Source organism: Streptococcus sp. 1343 (assembly GCF_013277355.1).
In the GTDB taxonomy this organism is placed as follows: domain Bacteria; phylum Bacillota; class Bacilli; order Lactobacillales; family Streptococcaceae; genus Streptococcus; species Streptococcus pseudopneumoniae.
This window is the reverse complement of the sequence record NZ_VMMT01000001.1, coordinates 1-19,195: the sequence shown is the minus strand read 5'-3', so window position 1 is coordinate 19,195 and position 19,195 is coordinate 1. Positions and strand designations below refer to the sequence as shown.

The following is a 19,195-nucleotide window of genomic DNA, read 5'->3' as shown; positions in this document are numbered from 1 at the left end:
TGGTGTCAATTAGGTTGGAAAAAAATTCCAACCCTTTTGGCTTTTGAAAGGAAAAATAAATGACCAAATTACTTGTAGGCTTGGGAAATCCAGGGGATAAATATTTTGAAACAAAACACAATGTTGGTTTCATGTTGATTGACCAACTAGCGAAAAAACAAAATGTCACTTTTACACACGATAAGATATTTCAAGCAGACCTAGCATCCTTTTTCTTCAATGGAGAAAAAATTTATCTGGTTAAACCAACGACCTTTATGAATGAAAGTGGAAAAGCAGTTCATGCTTTATTGACTTACTATGGTTTGGATATTGAAGATTTACTTATCATTTACGATGACCTTGACATGGAAGTTGGAAAGATTCGTTTAAGAGCAAAGGGCTCAGCAGGTGGTCACAATGGTATTAAGTCTATTATTCAACATATTGGAACTCAGGTCTTTAACCGTGTTAAGATTGGAATTGGGAGACCTAAAAATGGTATGTCAGTTGTTCACCATGTTTTGAGTACCTTTGACAGGGATGATTATATCGGTATTTTACAGTCTATTGACAAGGTTGACGATTCTGTAAACTACTATTTACAAGAGAAAAATTTTGAGAAAACAATGCAGAGGTATAATGGATAAATGGTGACCTTATTAGATTTATTCTCAGAAAATGATCAGATAAAAAAATGGAATCAAAATCTGACAGATAAGAAAAGACAATTAATGTTAGGTTTGTCAACTTCTACAAAAGCTTTAGCAATAGCTAGTAGTTTGAGACAGGAAGATAAGATTGTGTTATTGACGTCAACTTATGGAGAAGCAGAAGGACTTGTTAGTGATCTTATCTCTATCTTGGGTGAGGAACTTGTTTATCCGTTTTTGGTAGATGACTCCCCTATGGTAGAATTTTTGATGTCTTCACAAGAAAAAATCATTTCACGGGTTGAAGCCTTGCGTTTTTTGACTGATTCATCTAAGAAAGGGATTTTAGTTTGTAATATCGCAGCAAGTCGATTGATTTTACCGTCTCCAAATGTATTCAAAGATAGTATTGTAAAAATCTCAATCGGTGAAGAATATGATCAACACGCGATTATCCATCAGTTAAAGGAAATTGGCTATCGAAAAGTTACACAAGTACAAACTCAGGGCGAATTTAGTCTGCGAGGAGATATTTTAGATATTTTTGAAATATCCCAGTTAGAACCTTGCCGAATTGAGTTTTTTGGTGATGAAATTGATGGTATCAGGTCATTTGAAGTAGAAACACAATTATCGAAAGAAAATCAGACAGAACTCACAATCTTTCCAGCTAGCGATATGCTTTTGAGAGAAAAGGATTATCAAAGAGGTCAGTCAGCTTTAGAAAAACAAATTTCAAAGACTTTATCACCTATTTTGAAATCCTACCTAGAAGAAATTCTTTCAAGTTTTCACCAAAAACAAAGCCATGCAGATTCTCGGAAGTTTTTATCTTTGTGCTATGATAAGATATGGACTGTTTTTGATTATATTGAAAAAGATACTCCAATATTCTTTGATGATTATCAAAAATTGATGAATCAGTATGAAGTCTTTGAAAGAGAATTAGCGCAGTACTTTACAGAAGAATTACAGAATAGTAAAGCATTTTCTGATATGCAGTATTTTGCTGATATTGAACAAATCTATAAAAAACAAAGTCCGGTGACCTTTTTCTCTAATCTTCAAAAGGGACTAGGAAATCTCAAGTTTGACCAGATTTATCAATTTAATCAATATCCTATGCAGGAGTTTTTCAATCAGTTTTCTTTTCTAAAAGAAGAAATTGAACGATACAAAAAAATGGATTACACTATTATCCTGCAATCTAGCAATTCAATGGGAAGTAAGGCATTGGAGGATATGTTAGAGGAATATCAGATTAAATTGGATTTCAGAGATAAGTCAAGAATCTGTCAACAATCTGTAAACTTAATTGAGGGTAACCTAAGACATGGTTTTCATTTTGTAGATGAAAAAATTCTGGTGATTACTGAACATGAGATTTTTCAAAAGAAATTAAAACGTCGTTTTCGAAGACAACATGTTTCGAATGCAGAGAGATTAAAAGATTACAATGAACTTGAAAAAGGGGATTACGTTGTTCACCATATTCATGGGATTGGTCAATATCTAGGAATTGAAACCATTGAAATTAAGGGGATTCACCGTGATTATGTCAGTGTCCAGTATCAAAATGGGGATCAAATCTCCATACCAGTGGAACAGATTCATCTACTGTCCAAATATATTTCAAGTGATGGGAAAGCTCCTAAACTCAATAAATTAAATGACGGTCATTTTAAAAAGGCCAAGCAAAAAGTTAAGAACCAGGTAGAGGATATAGCTGATGATTTAGTCAAACTCTATTCTGAACGCAGTCAGTTGAAGGGTTTTGCTTTCTCAGCTGATGATGAGGATCAACATGCTTTTGATGATGCCTTCCCTTATGTTGAAACGGATGATCAACTTCGTAGTGTTGAGGAAATCAAGAGAGATATGCAGAATTCTAATCCAATGGATCGACTTTTAGTTGGGGATGTTGGTTTTGGAAAGACTGAAGTTGCTATGCGTGCAGCCTTTAAGGCAGTCAATGATCACAAACAGGTTGTCGTTCTAGTTCCGACGACGGTTTTAGCGCAACAGCACTATACGAATTTTAAGGAACGATTCCAAAATTTTGCAGTTAATATTGATGTATTGAGTCGATTTAGAAGTAAAAAAGAGCAGACTGAAACACTTGAAAAATTGAAAAAGGGTCAAGTTGATATTTTGATTGGAACACATCGTGTTTTGTCAAAGGATGTTGTGTTTTCAGATTTGGGCTTGATGATTATTGATGAGGAACAGCGATTTGGTGTCAAGCATAAGGAAATGTTGAAAGAGTTAAAAAAACAAGTGGATGTCCTAACCTTGACCGCTACGCCAATTCCTCGTACCCTCCATATGTCTATGTTGGGAATCAGAGATTTGTCTGTCATTGAAACTCCGCCGACTAATCGCTATCCTGTTCAGACCTATGTTTTGGAAAAAAATGATAGTGTCATTCGTGATGCTGTTTTGCGTGAAATGGAGCGTGGAGGTCAAGTTTACTACCTTTACAACAAAGTTGACACGATTGACCAGAAGGTTTCAGAATTACAGGAGTTGATTCCAGAGGCTTCGATCGGTTATGTTCATGGTCGAATGAGTGAAATCCAGTTGGAAAATACTCTATTAGACTTTATTGAGGGACAATACGATATTTTAGTAACGACTACCATTATTGAGACTGGGGTGGACATTCCAAATGCTAATACTTTATTTATTGAAAATGCGGACCATATGGGTTTGTCAACCTTGTATCAGTTAAGAGGAAGAGTTGGTCGTAGTAATCGTATTGCTTATGCCTATCTCATGTATCGTCCAGAAAAATTAATCAGTGAAGTCTCTGAAAAGAGATTAGAAGCGATAAAAGGATTTACAGAATTGGGCTCAGGATTTAAGATTGCTATGCGAGATCTTTCTATTCGTGGAGCAGGAAACCTCTTAGGAAAATCCCAGTCTGGTTTCATTGATTCTGTTGGTTTTGAATTGTATTCGCAGTTATTGGAGGAAGCTATTGCTAAACGAAACGGTAATGCTAACACTAACACAAGAACCAAAGGGAATGCTGAGTTGATTTTGCAAATTGATGCCTATCTTCCTGAGACTTATATTTCAGACCAACGACATAAGATTGAAATTTACAAGAAAATTCGTCAAATTGACAACCGTGTCAATTATGAAGAGTTACAAGAGGAGTTGATAGACCGTTTTGGAGAATACCCAGATGTGGTTGCTTATCTTTTAGAGATTGGTTTGGTCAAGTCATATTTGGACAAGGTCTTTGTTCAACGTGTGGAAAGAAAAGATAATAAAATTACAGTTCAATTTGAAAAAGTCACTCAACGACTGTTTTTGGCTCAAGATTATTTTAAAGCTTTATCGGCAACAAACTTAAAAGTAGCTATAGCTGAGAATAAGGGATTAATGGAGCTTGTATTTGATGTCCAAAATAAGAAAGATTATGAAATTTTAGAAGGTCTGCGGATTTTTGGAGAAAGTTTATTAGGGATAAAAGAGTCGAAAGAAGGCAATTCTCTTTGACATTTTTCTTCTATAAAATAGATAAAAATGGTACAATAATAAGTTGAGGTAATAAGGATGAGATTAGACAAATATTTAAAAGTATCGCGAATTATCAAGCGTCGTACAGTCGCAAAGGAAGTAGCAGATAAAGGTAGAATCAAGGTGAATGGAATCTTGGCCAAAAGTTCAACGGACTTGAAAGTTAATGACCAAGTTGAAATTCGTTTTGGAAATAAATTGTTACTTGTAAAAGTACTGGAGATGAAAGATAGTACAAAAAAAGAAGATGCAGCAGGCATGTATGAAATTATCAGTGAAACACGGGTAGAAGAAAATGTCTAAAAATATCGTACAATTGAATAATTCTTTTATTCAAAATGAATATCAACGTCGTCGCTACCTGATGAAAGAACGACAAAAACGGAATCGTTTTATGGGGTGGGTATTGATTTTGATTATGCTATTATTTATCTTGCCAACTTTTAATTTAGCGCAGAGCTATCAACAATTACTTCAAAGACGTCAGCAATTAGCAGACTTGCAAACTCAGTATCAAACCTTGAGTGATGAAAAGGATAAGGAGACAGCATTTGCTACCAAGTTGAAAGATGAGGATTATGCTGCCAAATATACACGAGCGAAGTACTATTATTCTAAGTCGAGGGAAATAGTTTATACGATTCCTGACTTGCTTCAAAGGTGATAAAATGGAAAATTTATTAGACGTAATTGAGCAATTTTTGAGTCTATCGGATGAAAAGCTGGAAGAATTGACTGATAAAAATCAATTATTGCGTTTACAAGAAGAAAAGGAAAGGAAGAATGCGTAAATTCTTAATTATTTTGTTGCTACCAAGTTTTTTGACCATTTCAAAAGTCGTTAGCACAGAAAAAGAAGTCGTCTATACTTCGAAAGAAATTTATTACCTTTCACAATCTGACTTTGGTATTTATTTTAGAGAAAAGCTAAGTTCTCCTATGGTTTATGGAGAAGTTCCTGTTTATGCAAATGAAGATTTAGTAGTGGAATCTGGAAAATTGACTCCCAAAACAAGTTTTCAAATAACTGAGTGGCGCTTAAATAAACAAGGGATTCCGGTATTTAAGCTATCAAATCATCAATTCATAGCTGCGGACAAACGATTTTTATATGATCAGTCAGAGGTAACTCCAATAATAAAAAAAGTATGGTTAGAATCTGATTTTAAACTGTACAATAGTCCTTATGATTTAAAAGAAGTGAAATCATCCTTATCAGCTTATTCACAAGTATCAATCGACAAGACCATATTTGTAGAAGGAAGAGAATTTCTACATATTGATCAGGTTGGATGGGTAGCTAAAGAATCAACTTCTGAAGAAGATAATCGGATGAGTAAGGTCCAAGAAATGTTATCGGAAAAATATCAGAAGGATTCATTCTCTATTTATGTTAAGCAACTGACTACTGGAAAAGAAGCTGATATCAATCAAGATGAAAAGATGTATGCAGCTAGTGTTTTGAAACTCCCTTATCTCTATTATGCGCAAGAAAAAATAAATGAGGGTCTTTATCAGTTAGATACGACTGTAAAATACGTATCTGAAGTCAATGATTTTCCAGGTTCTTATAAACCAGAGGGAAGTGGTAGTCTTCCTAAAAAAGAGGATAATAAAGAGTATTCTCTCAAGGACTTAATCACAAAAGTATCAAAAGAATCGGATAATGTAGCTCATAACATATTGGGATATTACATTTCAAACCAATCTGATGCCACATTTAAATCCAAGATGTCTGCTATTATGGGAGATGATTGGGATCCAAAAGAAAAATTGATTTCTTCTAAAATGGCTGGAAAAGTCATGGAAGCTATTTATAATCAAAATGGATTTGTATTGGAGTCTTTGACTAAAACAGATTTTGATAATCAGCGCATTGCCAAAGGTGTTTCTGTGAAGGTAGCTCATAAAATTGGGGATGCGGATGAATTTAAGCATGATACGGGTGTCGTCTATGCAGATTCTCCATTTGTGCTTTCTATTTTTACTAAAGATTCTGATTACGATACGATTTCCAAGATAGCCAAGGATGTTTATGAGGTTCTAAAATGAGAGAACAAGATTTTTTAAATCATTTTCTCAAGAGAGGATATTTTAAAAAGCATACTAAGGTGGTGCTAGCTCTTTCTGGTGGATTAGATTCTATGTTTCTATTTAAGGTATTGTCTACTTATCAAAAAGAGTTAGAGATTGAATTGATTCTGGCTCATGTGAATCATAAGCAGAGAATTGAATCAGATTGGGAAGAACAGGAATTAAGGAAGTTGGCTGCTGAATCTGGATTTCCTATTTATGTCAGCAATTTTTCAGGAGAATTTTCAGAAGCGCGTGCACGAAATTTTCGCTATGATTTTTTTCAAGAGGTCATGAAAAAGACAGGTGCGACAGCCTTAGTCACTGCCCACCATGCGGATGACCAGGTGGAAACGATTTTGATGCGCTTGATTCGAGGTACTCGCTTGCGCTATCTATCAGGAATTAAGGAGAAGCAAGTAGTCGGAGAGATAGAACTTATTCGGCCCTTCTTGCATTTCCAGAAAAAAGACTTTCCACCAATTTTTCACTTTGAAGATACATCAAATAAGAAAAATCATTATTTTCGAAATCGTATTCGAAATTCTTATTTACCAGAATTGGAAAAAGAAAATCCTCGATTTAGAGATGCAATCTTAAGCATCGGCAATGAAATTTTAGATTATGACCTAGCTATAGCTGAATTATCTAATAATATTGATGTGGAAAATTTACAGCAGTTATTTTCTTATTCTGAGTCTACACAAAGAGTTTTACTTCAAACTTATCTGAATCGTTTTCCAGATTTGAATCTTACAAAAGTGCAGTTTGCTGAAGTTCGGCAGATTTTAAAATCTAAAAGCCAGTATCGTCATCCACTTAAAAATGGCTATGAATTGATAAAAGAGTACCAACAGTTTCAGATTTGTAAAATCAGTCCGCAGGCTGATGAAAAGGAAGATGAACTTGTGTTACACTATCAAAATCAGGTAGCTTATCAAGGATATTTATTTTCTTTTGGACTTCCATTAGAAGGTGAATCAATTCAACAAATACCTGTTTCACGTGAAACATCCATACACATTCGTCATCGAAAAACAGGAGATGTTTTGATTCAAAATGGGCATAGAAAAAAACTCAGACGTCTCTTTATTGATTTGAAAATCCCTATGGAAAAGCGAAAATCTGCTCTGATTATTGAGCAATTTGGTGAAATTGTCTCAATTTTGGGAATTGCGACCAGTAATTTGAGTAAAAACACGAAAAATGATATAATGAACACTGTACTTTATATAGAAAAAATAGATAGGTAAAAAAATGTTAGAAAACGATATTAAAAAAATTCTCGTTTCACACGATGAAATTACAGAAGCTGCTAAAAAATTAGGTGCTCAACTCACTAAAGACTATGCAGGAAAAAATCCAATCTTGGTTGGGATTTTAAAAGGATCTATTCCTTTTATGGCTGAATTGGTCAAACATATTGATACACATATTGAAATGGACTTCATGATGGTTTCTAGCTACCATGGTGGAACAGCAAGTAGTGGTGTTATCAATATTAAACAAGATGTGACTCAAGATATCAAAGGAAGACATGTTCTATTTGTAGAAGATATCATTGATACAGGTCAAACTTTGAAGAATTTGCGAGATATGTTTATTGCAAGAGAAGCAGCTTCTGTTAAGATTGCAACCTTGTTGGATAAACCAGAAGGACGTGTTGTAGAAATTGAGGCAGACTATACCTGCTTTACTATCCCAAATGAGTTTGTAGTAGGTTATGGTTTAGACTACAAAGAAAATTATCGTAATCTTCCTTATGTTGGAGTATTGAAAGAAGAAGTGTATTCAAATTAGAAAGAATAATTTTTAATGAAAAAACAAAATAATGGTTTAATTAAAAATCCATTTCTATGGTTATTACTTATTTTTTTCCTAGTTACAGCTTACCAGTATTTTAGTACAGGTAGTGTTGCAGGGAAAAGTGAGCAAATTAATTATACAGAATTGGTAAAAGAAATTACCGATGACAATGTAAAAGAATTAACCTACCAACCAAATGGCAGTGTTATCGAAGTTTCGGGTGTTTATAAAAATCCTAAAACAAGTAGAGAAGAAACAGGCATTCAGTTTTTCACGCCATCTGTTACTAAGGTAGAGAAATTTACCAGCACTATTCTTCCTGCAGATACTACCGTATCAGAATTGCAAAAACTTGCTACTGACCATAAAGCAGAAGTAACTGTTAAGCATGAAAGTTCAAGTGGTATGTGGATTAATCTACTCGTATCCATTGTGCCATTTGGAATTCTATTCTTCTTCCTATTCTCTATGATGGGAAATATGGGAGGAGGAAATGGCCGTAATCCAATGAGTTTTGGACGTAGTAAGGCTAAAGCTGCAAATAAAGAAGATATTAAAGTAAGATTTTCAGATGTTGCTGGAGCTGAGGAAGAAAAACAAGAACTAGTTGAAGTTGTTGAATTCTTAAAAGATCCAAAACGATTTACAAAACTTGGGGCTCGTATTCCAGCAGGTGTCCTTCTGGAGGGACCTCCGGGAACAGGTAAAACTTTGCTTGCTAAAGCAGTCGCCGGAGAAGCAGGTGTTCCATTCTTGAGTATCTCAGGTTCTGATTTTGTAGAAATGTTTGTCGGAGTTGGAGCTAGTCGTGTTCGTTCTCTTTTTGAAGATGCCAAAAAAGCAGCGCCAGCTATCATCTTTATCGATGAAATTGATGCTGTTGGTCGCCAACGTGGTGTCGGCCTCGGTGGAGGAAATGATGAACGTGAGCAAACCTTGAACCAACTCTTGATTGAGATGGATGGTTTTGAGGGAAATGAAGGGATTATCGTCATTGCTGCGACAAACCGTTCAGATGTACTAGACCCGGCCCTTTTACGTCCAGGACGTTTTGATAGAAAAGTATTGGTTGGTCGCCCTGATGTTAAAGGTCGTGAAGCAATCTTGAAAGTTCATGCTAAGAACAAGCCTTTAGCAGAAGATGTTGATTTGAAATTAGTGGCTCAACAAACTCCAGGCTTTGTTGGTGCTGATTTAGAGAATGTCTTGAATGAAGCAGCCTTGGTTGCTGCTCGTCGCAATAAATCGATAATTGATGCTTCAGATATTGATGAAGCAGAAGATAGAGTGATTGCTGGACCTTCTAAGAAAGATAAGACAGTTTCACAAAAAGAACGTGAATTGGTTGCCTACCATGAGGCAGGACATACCATTGTTGGCCTAGTCTTATCGAATGCCCGCGTTGTTCATAAGGTTACAATTGTACCAAGAGGTCGTGCAGGGGGTTACATGATTGCACTTCCTAAAGAAGATCAAATGCTTCTATCTAAAGAAGATATGAAAGAGCAATTGGCTGGCTTAATGGGTGGACGTGTAGCTGAAGAAATTATCTTTAATGTCCAAACTACAGGAGCTTCAAACGACTTTGAACAGGCGACACAAATGGCGCGTGCAATGGTTACAGAGTACGGTATGAGTGAAAAACTTGGCCCAGTACAATATGAAGGAAATCATGCTATGTTTGGTGCACAGAGTCCTCAAAAATCAATTTCAGAACAAACAGCTTATGAAATTGACGAAGAGGTTCGTTTATTATTGAATGAAGCACGAAATAAAGCTGCTGAAATTATTCAGTCAAATCGTGAAACTCACAAGTTGATTGCAGAAGCACTATTGAAATACGAAACATTGGATAGTACACAAATTAAATCTCTCTATGAAACAGGAAAGATGCCTGAAGCAGTAGAAGAGGAATCTCATGCATTATCTTATGATGAAGTAAAGTCAAAAATGAATGATGAAAAATAACCCAAAGAGAGGCAAGACCTCTCTTTTTTGTGCAGTTGAGGAGCTAAAGGGTGCAGAATGGATGAAATGTACCAAAAGTGTTTCTAATCTGTTAGACTGTATCTAGAAAGGGGAAAATTATGATTAAAGAATTATATGAAGAAGTCCAAGGGACTGTGTATAAGTGTAGAAATGAATATTACCTTCATTTATGGGAATTGTCGGATTGGGACCAAGAGGGAATGATATGTCTATATGAATTGATTAGTAAAGAAGAAGGATTAGTAGAAGATATCTCTCGTTTAAGGAAATATTTTAAGACTAAGTTTCGGAATCGAATTCTAGACTATATCCGTAAACAAGAAAGCTACAAACGAAGATATAATAAAGAACCATATGAAGAAGTAGGTGAGATTAGTCATCGTATAAGTGAGGGAGGTCTGTGGATAGATGACTATTATCTCTTTTATGAAACACTAAGAGATTATAGAAACAAACAAAGTAAAGAGAAACAAGAAGAGCTAGAACGCATTTTAAGAAATGAACGATTCCGAGGGCGTCAAAGAGTGTTAAGAGACTTACGTATTGTGTTTAAAGAATTTGATATCCGTACTTGGTAAGAAGATATGCAAAAAAAAGGTAAATTCCCAAACTAAGTTCCACCGCTAATCCAAGTGGAAGTTAGTCTGATAAAAATTGTAAAAACCAGTGGAATTCCGTGTCAGGGTAAGTTCCACTGGTTTGAATCATGCTTGATTTCATCGCTTTTGCAGCCAAAATGAATCGAAAAAAAGAGCGCACAAAATCCCCTCATCTGAAAGCGTTTCAGATTAAGTTCCGCTATGGTGGAAGTTAGTGTGAGACGTTTGAATGGGGTTTTAGGTTAGTATTTAGATTTTATGTTGGAGTAATGTAGAAGACTGGCAGACATCTTCTGCAGGTATTTTAGAAATGCCGAGAAGCTTAGGAATTTCTTCTCCGTAAGTAAAGGCAAAGAGTTCATAGGCTGACTTTCCATTCAAAGCAGCGCGTTTGACACTGTTGACATGCGAACAGACGAGATTAATATCCTCTTGAGTTAAATCGTCAAAAGAAGTTCCTTTAGGTAGAATGTCGCGAATCAGCGTGTGATTTTTCTCAATTCTCCCTTTCTGGTCAGAGCGATTAGGATCACAAAAGAAGAGTTTACTCTCTCCTCGTACATCCATTTCGATGTCATCAACCCTTGCAAACTCTCCACCATTATCTGTCAGGATGACAGGAAAGAGTTGGAAGAAATCTTTGTCCGCTTGGTGAAAAGTGTTCTTGATGTCATAGAGGTGTTTGGTAACCTCAAGGGCAGTTTTATTATCCAGAAGTCTAGCGAAGATAAAGTTACAGAAAGATAGATTGAAGGTGAGTAGGACTTTACCTCCCATTCTACCCATAACTGTATCCATTTCTAGCCAAGAGTCTAGTTTATTAAGGGCTAAATAGCTTTGGAAATCCTCATAGGAACGGCCTTTTTTAGCTTCTTTAGGGATAGAAGGTAGCTTACTTTTTCTTCTTTCTTTGAATTTAACGGCTCTGGCTAGATCAATAGGAGCGATAGACAGGTAACCTTTTCGGATGTGTCGATAGACGGTTGAGGAGCTGACATCAAGATTATGAGTTTTGAGGATATGATAGATGTGTTGTCCCTTTTTAACCCCATCAGAAATAACTTTGTCCATGTCCCAGAAGGTCTTGGAATTGAGGGGAGTTCCTTCACGAGATTCAACAAGAGTTTGTTCGTATTGTTTTTTAGCTTGTTTAGCGAGGTAGAAAATCTTCTTATAGCCACAGTTTTGTCTTCTTTTAGGGCAGCCGTTACAGACAAAGGGAGCTTTGTCGAGTAGAGGGCAAGGAAGGTTATGGCATGTAGACTCTCGGACTTGTCTGTTTCGTTTGACTTCTTTGGAAACAGTAGTTGGGTCTTTTAGAATAAGTTGCCCAATAGCTTTGAAGGTTTCACCGCGCTCTAAGCCCAATTGGATATCATTACGGTCTGAAAGGGTAAGATGTTTATGTTTTGTCATAGTAGATCTCATTTCTAACTCAAACGTCTCACACTTAATTCCACCATAAAAATCCGTTTTAGACTAATTTCCACTTCGGTTAGGCAAGTGGAAGTTACTTTGAGAAGTTAGCGAATAATTATAAAAAACAAAAAAATGTGATTATTCTATTGACAAGACATAAAAAAAAGTTTAGAATTAAAGAAAAAAAGGAAGGAGTTAAGATCATGAAAAAAGTGAATAAAGCAGAATCAGTCTTCAAGAAAGATGCTGTAGCCGCTCTTGGTGATGGTTGGTGTTGTTGGTGCTGGTGTGCCTAAAAAAAGTAAAGGAGATTTGTTTTGTGCAAATCTCCTTTATTACGTTATTGAAATATACATACTAAAAAGGATATAAAATGAAACAAATCAAATATACTGTTAACCCTTATGTAACTATAAGAAAAGCTGGCCTAAAAAAATATTTAATTAAACAAGGAATTATTAGTTCAAAGTCCTTTATTCTGGAAACTGATGATTTAATTGATGCTGACATTAAATTATTAAATCAAATTGCAATTGGAGAGTCTGTAGAAATTGATACAAATAATGGGTATTCAAGCAAGTTGGTAGAATTTTTAATGGAAGAGTCCATTTTAATAGAAGAACATCTGTCAGATTCGGAAAAATATTATCAATTAATTAATTCAGGAAAAGATAACAAACTATTGAAGGGAAAGAGTGTTGGATTGCTTTGCCACAACAAATTTGCTAATCAGCAAGTCAAAGAAAACCTTAAAGAGGCATTTATACAAGTTAAAGATTTAACATTAGATGACTTAAATGGAGATTTTAAATCAATTAGTTTTGTTTTAGTTATTTCAGATCATTTCGATTCATTAACCTTCCATCAAATTAATAATATTCTAGTTAAGAAAAAAATACCTTTCATGATTAATTTTCTAGATGGTAATACAACATTTATTTCCCCAATTTTTATTGGTCAGGAAACAGTTTGTTATAACGAAATGGAAGTACAACTTGAAGCAGCACTTTTTTATAAAGATAGTTACTTAGCTTATAAAAACGACACAGAGGGGCATTACCAGATTCCAAACTTTTTATTAGGCCAACTGATCTTCTACTCAATACATTTTACTATAGACTATTTAATTACAAATCGATTAAAAACAAAAAACAGGGCACTTTTATTTGATTTAGAAAGTTTACGCTATGATATTGTTGATATTCTACCAGAACCATATTGTTTAGGTTGTCGAAATGAAAATAAAAAAGCTCATGACTTTTTATAGGAGATTAGTATGGAATTTAAAGATAGCAAATTAAATTTGGAAGAAACTTTAATACCCTACCCAGATTCATTTGACTTACAAAAGAATAATGAAACTCAGTATTTTTTACGTTTAGGAAATGCCTATCAATTTGAGAAACAGATTCTACTTTCAAGAAGTTCTAAATCAGACTATGATTCCCTCGAAATGATAGCCCAGAATTTAGCTGAGACCATTGATTGGTATCATTCTACTGTTTATAGTTTGCAAAAAGATATTCTTAGTGACAATGAAGAAATATTGAAGAAAAATAATGAACTAGCATCTGGAAATCTTTTCGATATTCTACATAAAAACTTTGAAATGGCAAAAGAGATGCTATTAGCTTGTGATATTATTTTATTAAAAAACGGTATTGTTTATCGCTATTTACTTAAGGAAAATTTATTTTTGAAAATTTATAGCTACGATTCAAATGAAATCCAAAAACTTCATCCTGAACAAGCTTACTTGGATTCCCTACAAGAAATGATTTGTATCCTTGTTAACCCAAAGCGTCTTGCAGTAGCTTGTGGTGAAAAATCTTATCAGAAATCATTGCTTTTAGCTGGTCAACTTTCGTTTTTACTACAAAGCTTATTATCCTCAATTCCAGAGAATACTTTAAAAATGAGAGCAATTCAACAATTTTATGATTTGAATTGGTTGAATATAATAGGTTACGAAGATTCTGATCGCATTTTATCACATATCTTTGAGATACATCAGTGATTATCTAATGGGAGGCTAGAGATGAAAGATTCAATTATTGAAATCCATAAACATTTTGAAAATGTAGACTTGAAAACACTGACGGCAGCCAAAAATAAGCAAGCTCCAGATACGGAGAAGATATTCTCGTCGTCGTTAAAAAGAATTCCATTACGCATAGATTTAAACCTTACTAATACAGATAATCTATATAACATTTTGGAAAAGAGAGAGTCAAAAAGAGACTACGCCAAGAATGAAATTTCATTTGAGAAATTGAGTAACTTACTTTATTATTCGTATGGTATTAAGAAATATCGCGAATATGCATACAACAAAAAGCACTATCCTGTGCCATTTTCTCCAGCGGCAGGAGGTTTAAATCCATTTAATCTTTATCTATATGTAAAGAAAGTCGCAGAGTTAGAGGATGGACTTTACTACTACTCACCAAGTGAAAATTGTTTGGTCGAGCTGTATGTCGGTTCTACAGAAATTGATTTGTTTAGTAACTATTCTACAGAATTCCCTATATATGCAAATATAAATATCTTTGTAGTCACAGATATTAACCGCTTCCTTTGGAAGTATGGAGAAAGAGGCTATAGATTTTCAAATATTGACTGTGGTATCCTTTCACAGAATATATCACTGTTATCAACATATCTTGGGTTAGGTTCTTGTATGATAGCTGCTTTTGTTGACGATGCAGTTTCGAAAAATCTTAACTTAGATCAGACGGAGTTGCCTCTTTTAGGAATTTCAGTTGGAGGAATTACTCATGAATGATGTTTACTTAGATATAAAACACTTATATAAAAAATATCAATCAACAATTATTTTTGAAAATGATTCTATAACTTGTAAGAGAGGTGTAACTCTACTTGCCGGGCCTAATGGGGCAGGGAAATCCACTTTAATAAAGATAATTCTTGGGCTAATTGGACCAGATTCAGGGGAGATAGCACTATATGGTAATACTGTTGTGAAAGGTGTCTTAGATAATCAATTAAAACGGAAAATTGGTTTACAACTACAGAACGACAGTTTCCTTAAATCCGTAAAAGTTAAAGAATATATTGAATTGTACTCTCAAGTTTATGGTAATACTAGTTCGAAGTATGATATTGAAAAAATAAAAAATATATTAGGAGTCAATAGTCTATTTAATAAGTATGCATTCAATCTTTCGGGCGGTGAAAAGAAAAAATTATCACTTTTTTTAGCGCTTATCGGAGATAAAGACTTAATAATATTAGATGAGCCCACCGCAGGAATTGACGTTGAAATAAAGGTTAAAATAATAGAGGTTTTAAATTATCTTCGAACCCAAGGAGTTGATATTCTAGTATCATCTCACGATTTAGAAGATTTTTTTGAAAATTGCGATAATTTATTGATTATAAATAGAGGCAAAGTTTTCGAGGGAAATGTAAAGGAATTTTTAGATAAATTTAAAAATCTAGTCAAAGTTAAATCTACACCAAATTTAGCTCAAAAAACTAACAAAGCAAGTGTCGATATTTTTGGTTCTTCCTATTTATTGTTATCTGAGGAGGATTGCAAAGAAATTCAGAAGGAATTAATATTTCCTTTGACAATTAAAGATTATTACTTTTTGGCAATTAGTGAGGAGATTTAGGATGAAAGTATTTCTGACCTATCTAAAAATTGAATTATTGCGTTTTATACGCGAACCCATTAGTTTATTTTTTACTCTGATTTTTCCAATTATTCTAATTTATGTTTTTGGAGATAGTTTTGGTTCGGCATCAAATGGAGAAACAGGGGTAACATACTATAATTCTCTAGTTTCAATTGATCTTGCATTCTTAATATCCAATTTAACTCTAATGGGTGTTGGTAATGACTTGGCTATCCAGAAAGAAAGTGGTATTTCTGAAGCCAATGAACTACTTCCTATTAGTAATACAATGAAATTAATTGTTGAGTCTATATCTTATTTGTTGCTTTTATTTATTTCCACACTTCTAGTTAGTATGTATACATATTTCAATTATTCAGGTATTGAATTTAAAGGCTCAGTTAGTTTATATGCTTTCTTTATGATTGTTTCTTATTATGTTTTTGTTACCTTTGTTAAATTCGTTGTATCTTTTAACTATAGTGCAAGAACTCTTCAGCTCATTCTATCAGGTATTTTTTTCATTTTATTATTTGTCTCAGGAATAGTAATACCCAAAGAAAACCTACCACAAGCTTTGCAGGGACTTATTTATTTTTCCCCTACATATATTGTGTACTCTACCTTAGATGGTATTTGGAATGAAAACATTGTATTTCATACACTTATGATAAATATCTTATGGTTTAGTATTGCTATTATATGCTTCAGTATTTTAATAAAAATTAGGAAAAAAAGATGAAGGAATTAATAACAATTTGGGTAATAGCAACAGGATGTGTTGCTATTCATGAATTTTCACATGCATTAGCAGTAAAACTTTTCGGACAGAATATAACTAAAATCCAAATTGGCAAATTAGAAGTTTTATATTTTTCAAAAATATCCATAGGCTTACTACCTTTTAGTGGTTCTGTTAAATTTAAGATAGAACATTCACTCTCCACAATAAAGCAGATTATTATTTATATTGTAGGACCACTAGCGACAGGAATTCTATTATTATTTTGTTTTTATTACCAATTTTTATATAGAAATGCAGTTATTGCCATGTTAATAACTCAACTATTCTTCTCTATTTTTGGTGAAAAATCAGATATCTCTCAAATTGTATTTTTAATAAGGAGGACTAAATGAACACAAGTAGTAAATATCAATCTTATAAAATAAAAGTATTTAAAAACCTAAGGAATTACATTATTTTTAATGGATTGTTTATCATATTTAACTTAGTCGTTATTATGTTAAATGAAAATTACTCTTTTCCAAAAAATTTCTTTGCAATGTGGCCAATTCTTTGTTGGGGTGTTCCAACTCTAACAAGTTATATTAATCTACAAAGGATGAAAAAAGATGATTAAAAAGATGTGCCAGAGTTGCGGGAAGATTTTGAACAGAGAAAATAAAGGTACACTTGACAACGGGGTTTTTTCTGAAAACTACTGCAGCAGTTGTTTTCAGAATGGAGAATTCACAGAAATGCTAACTTTAGAGGAGATGCAAAATAAAGTGAGTTTAAGTATTGCTAAACATCCTATTCCCAAAAAAGTCAAACAGTATATTGTTTCAAATTTAGAAAATTTAGAACGGTGGGCACAGAGAGAAGAGGTTGATGAATGAAGATTTATATAATAAATAGTTGCAATATCAGTCATAATTACTTAGAGACTTACGAAACATATAAAGCTTATGAGGAATTAGAACGTTATTATGGTCCCTATGAACTTTTTACTAAAGTTACAACTTATTTTCGTTCTGTTAGCGAGCTACCAAGTTATATTGGTAAGGGAGTGTATTCAAATATCGACTATATTCTCCAAAAAATTGTTCATCGAGACTCTTTTAATCCTGAATTAACTAAGTCACTCTTTGGAGGGGGAAAAGGGAATAACTTTAGTAAAATTTTGATTTCGACACTAGGAGAAATGTTTGAAAGAATTCTAGGTTCATTTGCATATTATGAAGATAAAGAGAATTTTCTTTTTGGTAGTTACAAAGAACTTAGTAAGGAATACAACTTATTAAATCCTAAAGATTTACAAATATTTGCCAAAGAGCAACTGAAAAATAATGAAGTTTTCTATCAGGAATTTACAATTGAAAGTCAGCTAAGGTGGGTTAGAGGGAAGAAGTGGATTTCTGGAAACGAGATTTGGGTTCCAGCACAATTGGTCTATTTATTCTTTCCATTTGAACAATCTGGCGAAGATAAGATTGGTTACAGTACTAGTGGAGGTTTATCACTACATGATAATGAATTTTTAGCACTCTACCATGGTATCACCGAATGTATTGAACGTGACCAGATCAACCTAAGATGGTACAATAAAATTCCACCCGAACGAATCAATTATGATCAGTTAGAGGGGTTGAGTTTATATGGCAAAATTATTTTATCTGAAGCAAAGAAAACAAACAAAATTATTAGTTCACAGTATCATAATATGGATATGCATGACTTCCCAGTCATAACTACAATTTCCTATGATAATAGTTTAGATAAATTTTCATTTTGTGCTGGTGGAGGGGCAGGAGACGACCTTATTGAGTCTGTAGAGAGTTCGTTTAAAGAATACGGTCAAAGTGAACTGAATCTAAAATTACTTTTTTATAATCCAAATTGGTATTCATCACGATCAATGATTGAGCTTTTTGGCTTTGAGCCCGAGGAGTTTGATGTACACAATATACGTTTATTTTATGAGATTGTACCTTATTATGGTTTAAAAGATACTCGGCATAAACTGGATTGGTATATAAAAGATGGCGTAGAATATAAGACAAGAGAAACAAAAGGACGTGCTAGTGATGGAGAGGGAGTTTTCAAATCGATCTTAGGGACATATCAGATTGATCCAATTATTTTCGATTTTACTCCTAAAGATTTCAAGTACATAAAATTAATGAAATCATATATTCCTGAATTAACTCAGGCATTTTTACCAAACTATCCCTGCTTAGGTCATAAAAGATTCTATGAAGTGGCTTATAAAAATGGTTACTCAGATAAAATTTTGAACTATAAAGAATTAAATACAGAGCCGCTACCTTTCCCGTAAATGTTCTTTCTTTGAGGGGTGAGGGGAGATTATCTGCGATATAATATATGCTCGATTATTATCTAACTACGGTATTTCATGTATATTTTGATAGTCTCAATAAGGTATTTTAAAAAAATTATTTATAATATAATCCGAACAGGAAAGTTTATTTTTGATAAGAAACACTTTTTGGTTAAAATACAAATGGGGAACATCAATCTGAGGATTCCATTTTGTACATTGGATTTCTGTCAATATCCTAGACACATTTTGGGAGGAAAAATTGAGGGCTAGCGCCCTTTGGTTGCTAGTGATGGTAAAAACTTTACCGTCACTAAAAAGAGATAAGACAGTAGCTATTCTGAGGTTACTGTCTTATTTTTATCACTTATTGATCCATAAAAGGGCATGCTAAAAAGGTAAGCGCGTCATAACAAGGTATCTATCATTCATGGAGCTCCTCCTGT

20 protein-coding genes are annotated in these 19,195 nt (G+C 33.8%); 19 read left to right on the top strand and 1 reads right to left on the bottom strand.

Translation table 11 applies throughout. From position 1 onward, the window contains the following. The first annotated feature begins 59 nt into the window (after nt 1–59). The 10 genes from pth to HT709_RS00055 all read left to right on the top strand — a co-directional run bounded on the left by pth (nt 60) and on the right by HT709_RS00055 (nt 10,606). A complete protein-coding gene (gene pth, locus HT709_RS00095) occupies nt 60–629 on the top strand; it encodes an aminoacyl-tRNA hydrolase (protein ID WP_000163917.1) in 570 nt (189 codons plus the stop codon). After that, on the top strand, nt 630–4,139 hold the full coding sequence (gene mfd, locus HT709_RS00090) for a transcription-repair coupling factor (RefSeq protein ID WP_172925395.1): 3,510 nt from the start codon (nt 630–632) through the stop codon (nt 4,137–4,139). 57 nt (nt 4,140–4,196) lie between these two features. Further along, a complete protein-coding gene (locus tag HT709_RS00085) occupies nt 4,197–4,463 on the top strand; it encodes an RNA-binding S4 domain-containing protein (protein WP_001234978.1) in 267 nt (88 codons plus the stop codon). Next, nucleotides 4,456–4,824 (top strand): septum formation initiator family protein, encoded by a 369-nt coding sequence (locus HT709_RS00080; protein WP_000041912.1) that lies wholly within the window; start codon nt 4,456–4,458, stop codon nt 4,822–4,824. Before HT709_RS00085 ends, HT709_RS00080 begins: the two co-directional genes overlap by 8 nt. A 4-nt stretch (nt 4,825–4,828) precedes the next feature. Then, nucleotides 4,829–4,951, top strand: a complete 123-nt coding sequence (locus HT709_RS12010) for an SP_0009 family protein (RefSeq protein ID WP_000429337.1) — start codon at nt 4,829–4,831, stop codon at nt 4,949–4,951. Beyond that, the gene (locus tag HT709_RS00075) at nt 4,944–6,212 is read left to right on the top strand and encodes a serine hydrolase (RefSeq protein WP_172925394.1); all 1,269 of its coding nucleotides are present in this window, start codon (nt 4,944–4,946) and stop codon (nt 6,210–6,212) included. The genes HT709_RS12010 and HT709_RS00075 overlap by 8 nt, the downstream gene beginning before the upstream one ends. After that, nucleotides 6,209–7,486, top strand: a complete 1,278-nt coding sequence (gene tilS / locus HT709_RS00070; protein WP_172925393.1) for a tRNA lysidine(34) synthetase TilS — start codon at nt 6,209–6,211, stop codon at nt 7,484–7,486. Before HT709_RS00075 ends, tilS begins: the two co-directional genes overlap by 4 nt. 4 nt (nt 7,487–7,490) lie before the next feature. Beyond that, the gene (gene hpt, locus HT709_RS00065; protein ID WP_000892175.1) at nt 7,491–8,033 is read left to right on the top strand and encodes a hypoxanthine phosphoribosyltransferase; all 543 of its coding nucleotides are present in this window, start codon (nt 7,491–7,493) and stop codon (nt 8,031–8,033) included. Between the two features lie 15 nt (nt 8,034–8,048). After that, nucleotides 8,049–10,007 carry an ATP-dependent zinc metalloprotease FtsH gene (gene ftsH, locus HT709_RS00060; RefSeq protein WP_000744568.1) on the top strand — a complete coding sequence of 653 codons (1,959 nt, stop codon included), beginning with the start codon at nt 8,049–8,051 and terminating at the stop codon, nt 10,005–10,007. Nucleotides 10,008–10,126: 119 nt separating this feature from the next. Further along, nucleotides 10,127–10,606 carry a sigma-70 family RNA polymerase sigma factor gene (locus HT709_RS00055; RefSeq protein WP_172925392.1) on the top strand — a complete coding sequence of 160 codons (480 nt, stop codon included), beginning with the start codon at nt 10,127–10,129 and terminating at the stop codon, nt 10,604–10,606. A gap of 270 nt (nt 10,607–10,876) precedes the next feature. Here the strand turns inward: HT709_RS00055 and HT709_RS00050 are convergent, their stop codons facing one another. Next, nucleotides 10,877–12,043, bottom strand: coding sequence for an IS30 family transposase (locus HT709_RS00050; RefSeq protein ID WP_138704654.1), 1,167 nt, complete (start codon nt 12,041–12,043; stop codon nt 10,877–10,879). A gap of 376 nt (nt 12,044–12,419) precedes the next feature. On the opposite strand from HT709_RS00050, the gene HT709_RS00045 reads away from it, so the two are divergent. Genes HT709_RS00045 through HT709_RS00005 form a run of 9 tightly spaced genes read left to right on the top strand, consistent with a single transcriptional unit; the run spans nt 12,420 to nt 18,746 of the window. Continuing rightward, the gene (locus tag HT709_RS00045; RefSeq protein ID WP_172925391.1) at nt 12,420–13,313 is read left to right on the top strand and encodes a hypothetical protein; all 894 of its coding nucleotides are present in this window, start codon (nt 12,420–12,422) and stop codon (nt 13,311–13,313) included. A 9-nt stretch (nt 13,314–13,322) separates the two neighbouring features. Then, the gene (locus tag HT709_RS00040) at nt 13,323–14,063 is read left to right on the top strand and encodes a hypothetical protein (RefSeq protein WP_172925390.1); all 741 of its coding nucleotides are present in this window, start codon (nt 13,323–13,325) and stop codon (nt 14,061–14,063) included. Between the two features lie 21 nt (nt 14,064–14,084). Then, nucleotides 14,085–14,831, top strand: coding sequence for a SagB/ThcOx family dehydrogenase (locus HT709_RS00035; protein WP_172925388.1), 747 nt, complete (start codon nt 14,085–14,087; stop codon nt 14,829–14,831). After that, nucleotides 14,824–15,684, top strand: coding sequence for an ABC transporter ATP-binding protein (locus tag HT709_RS00030; protein ID WP_172925386.1), 861 nt, complete (start codon nt 14,824–14,826; stop codon nt 15,682–15,684). Before HT709_RS00035 ends, HT709_RS00030 begins: the two co-directional genes overlap by 8 nt. 1 nt (nt 15,685) lies before the next feature. After that, nucleotides 15,686–16,429, top strand: coding sequence for an ABC transporter permease (locus HT709_RS00025; protein ID WP_172925384.1), 744 nt, complete (start codon nt 15,686–15,688; stop codon nt 16,427–16,429). Beyond that, nucleotides 16,426–16,824: a site-2 protease family protein gene (locus tag HT709_RS00020; protein ID WP_172925382.1), complete on the top strand. Its 399-nt coding sequence runs from the start codon at nt 16,426–16,428 to the stop codon at nt 16,822–16,824. Before HT709_RS00025 ends, HT709_RS00020 begins: the two co-directional genes overlap by 4 nt. Next, nucleotides 16,821–17,048: a 2TM domain-containing protein gene (locus HT709_RS00015; protein WP_172925380.1), complete on the top strand. Its 228-nt coding sequence runs from the start codon at nt 16,821–16,823 to the stop codon at nt 17,046–17,048. The genes HT709_RS00020 and HT709_RS00015 overlap by 4 nt, the downstream gene beginning before the upstream one ends. Further along, entirely contained in the window at nt 17,041–17,307 is a 267-nt protein-coding gene (locus HT709_RS00010; protein ID WP_172925378.1) for a zinc ribbon domain-containing protein, read from the top strand. The genes HT709_RS00015 and HT709_RS00010 overlap by 8 nt, the downstream gene beginning before the upstream one ends. Next, nucleotides 17,304–18,746, top strand: a complete 1,443-nt coding sequence (locus tag HT709_RS00005; protein WP_172925375.1) for a YcaO-like family protein — start codon at nt 17,304–17,306, stop codon at nt 18,744–18,746. Before HT709_RS00010 ends, HT709_RS00005 begins: the two co-directional genes overlap by 4 nt. Nucleotides 18,747–19,195 lie beyond the last annotated feature (449 nt).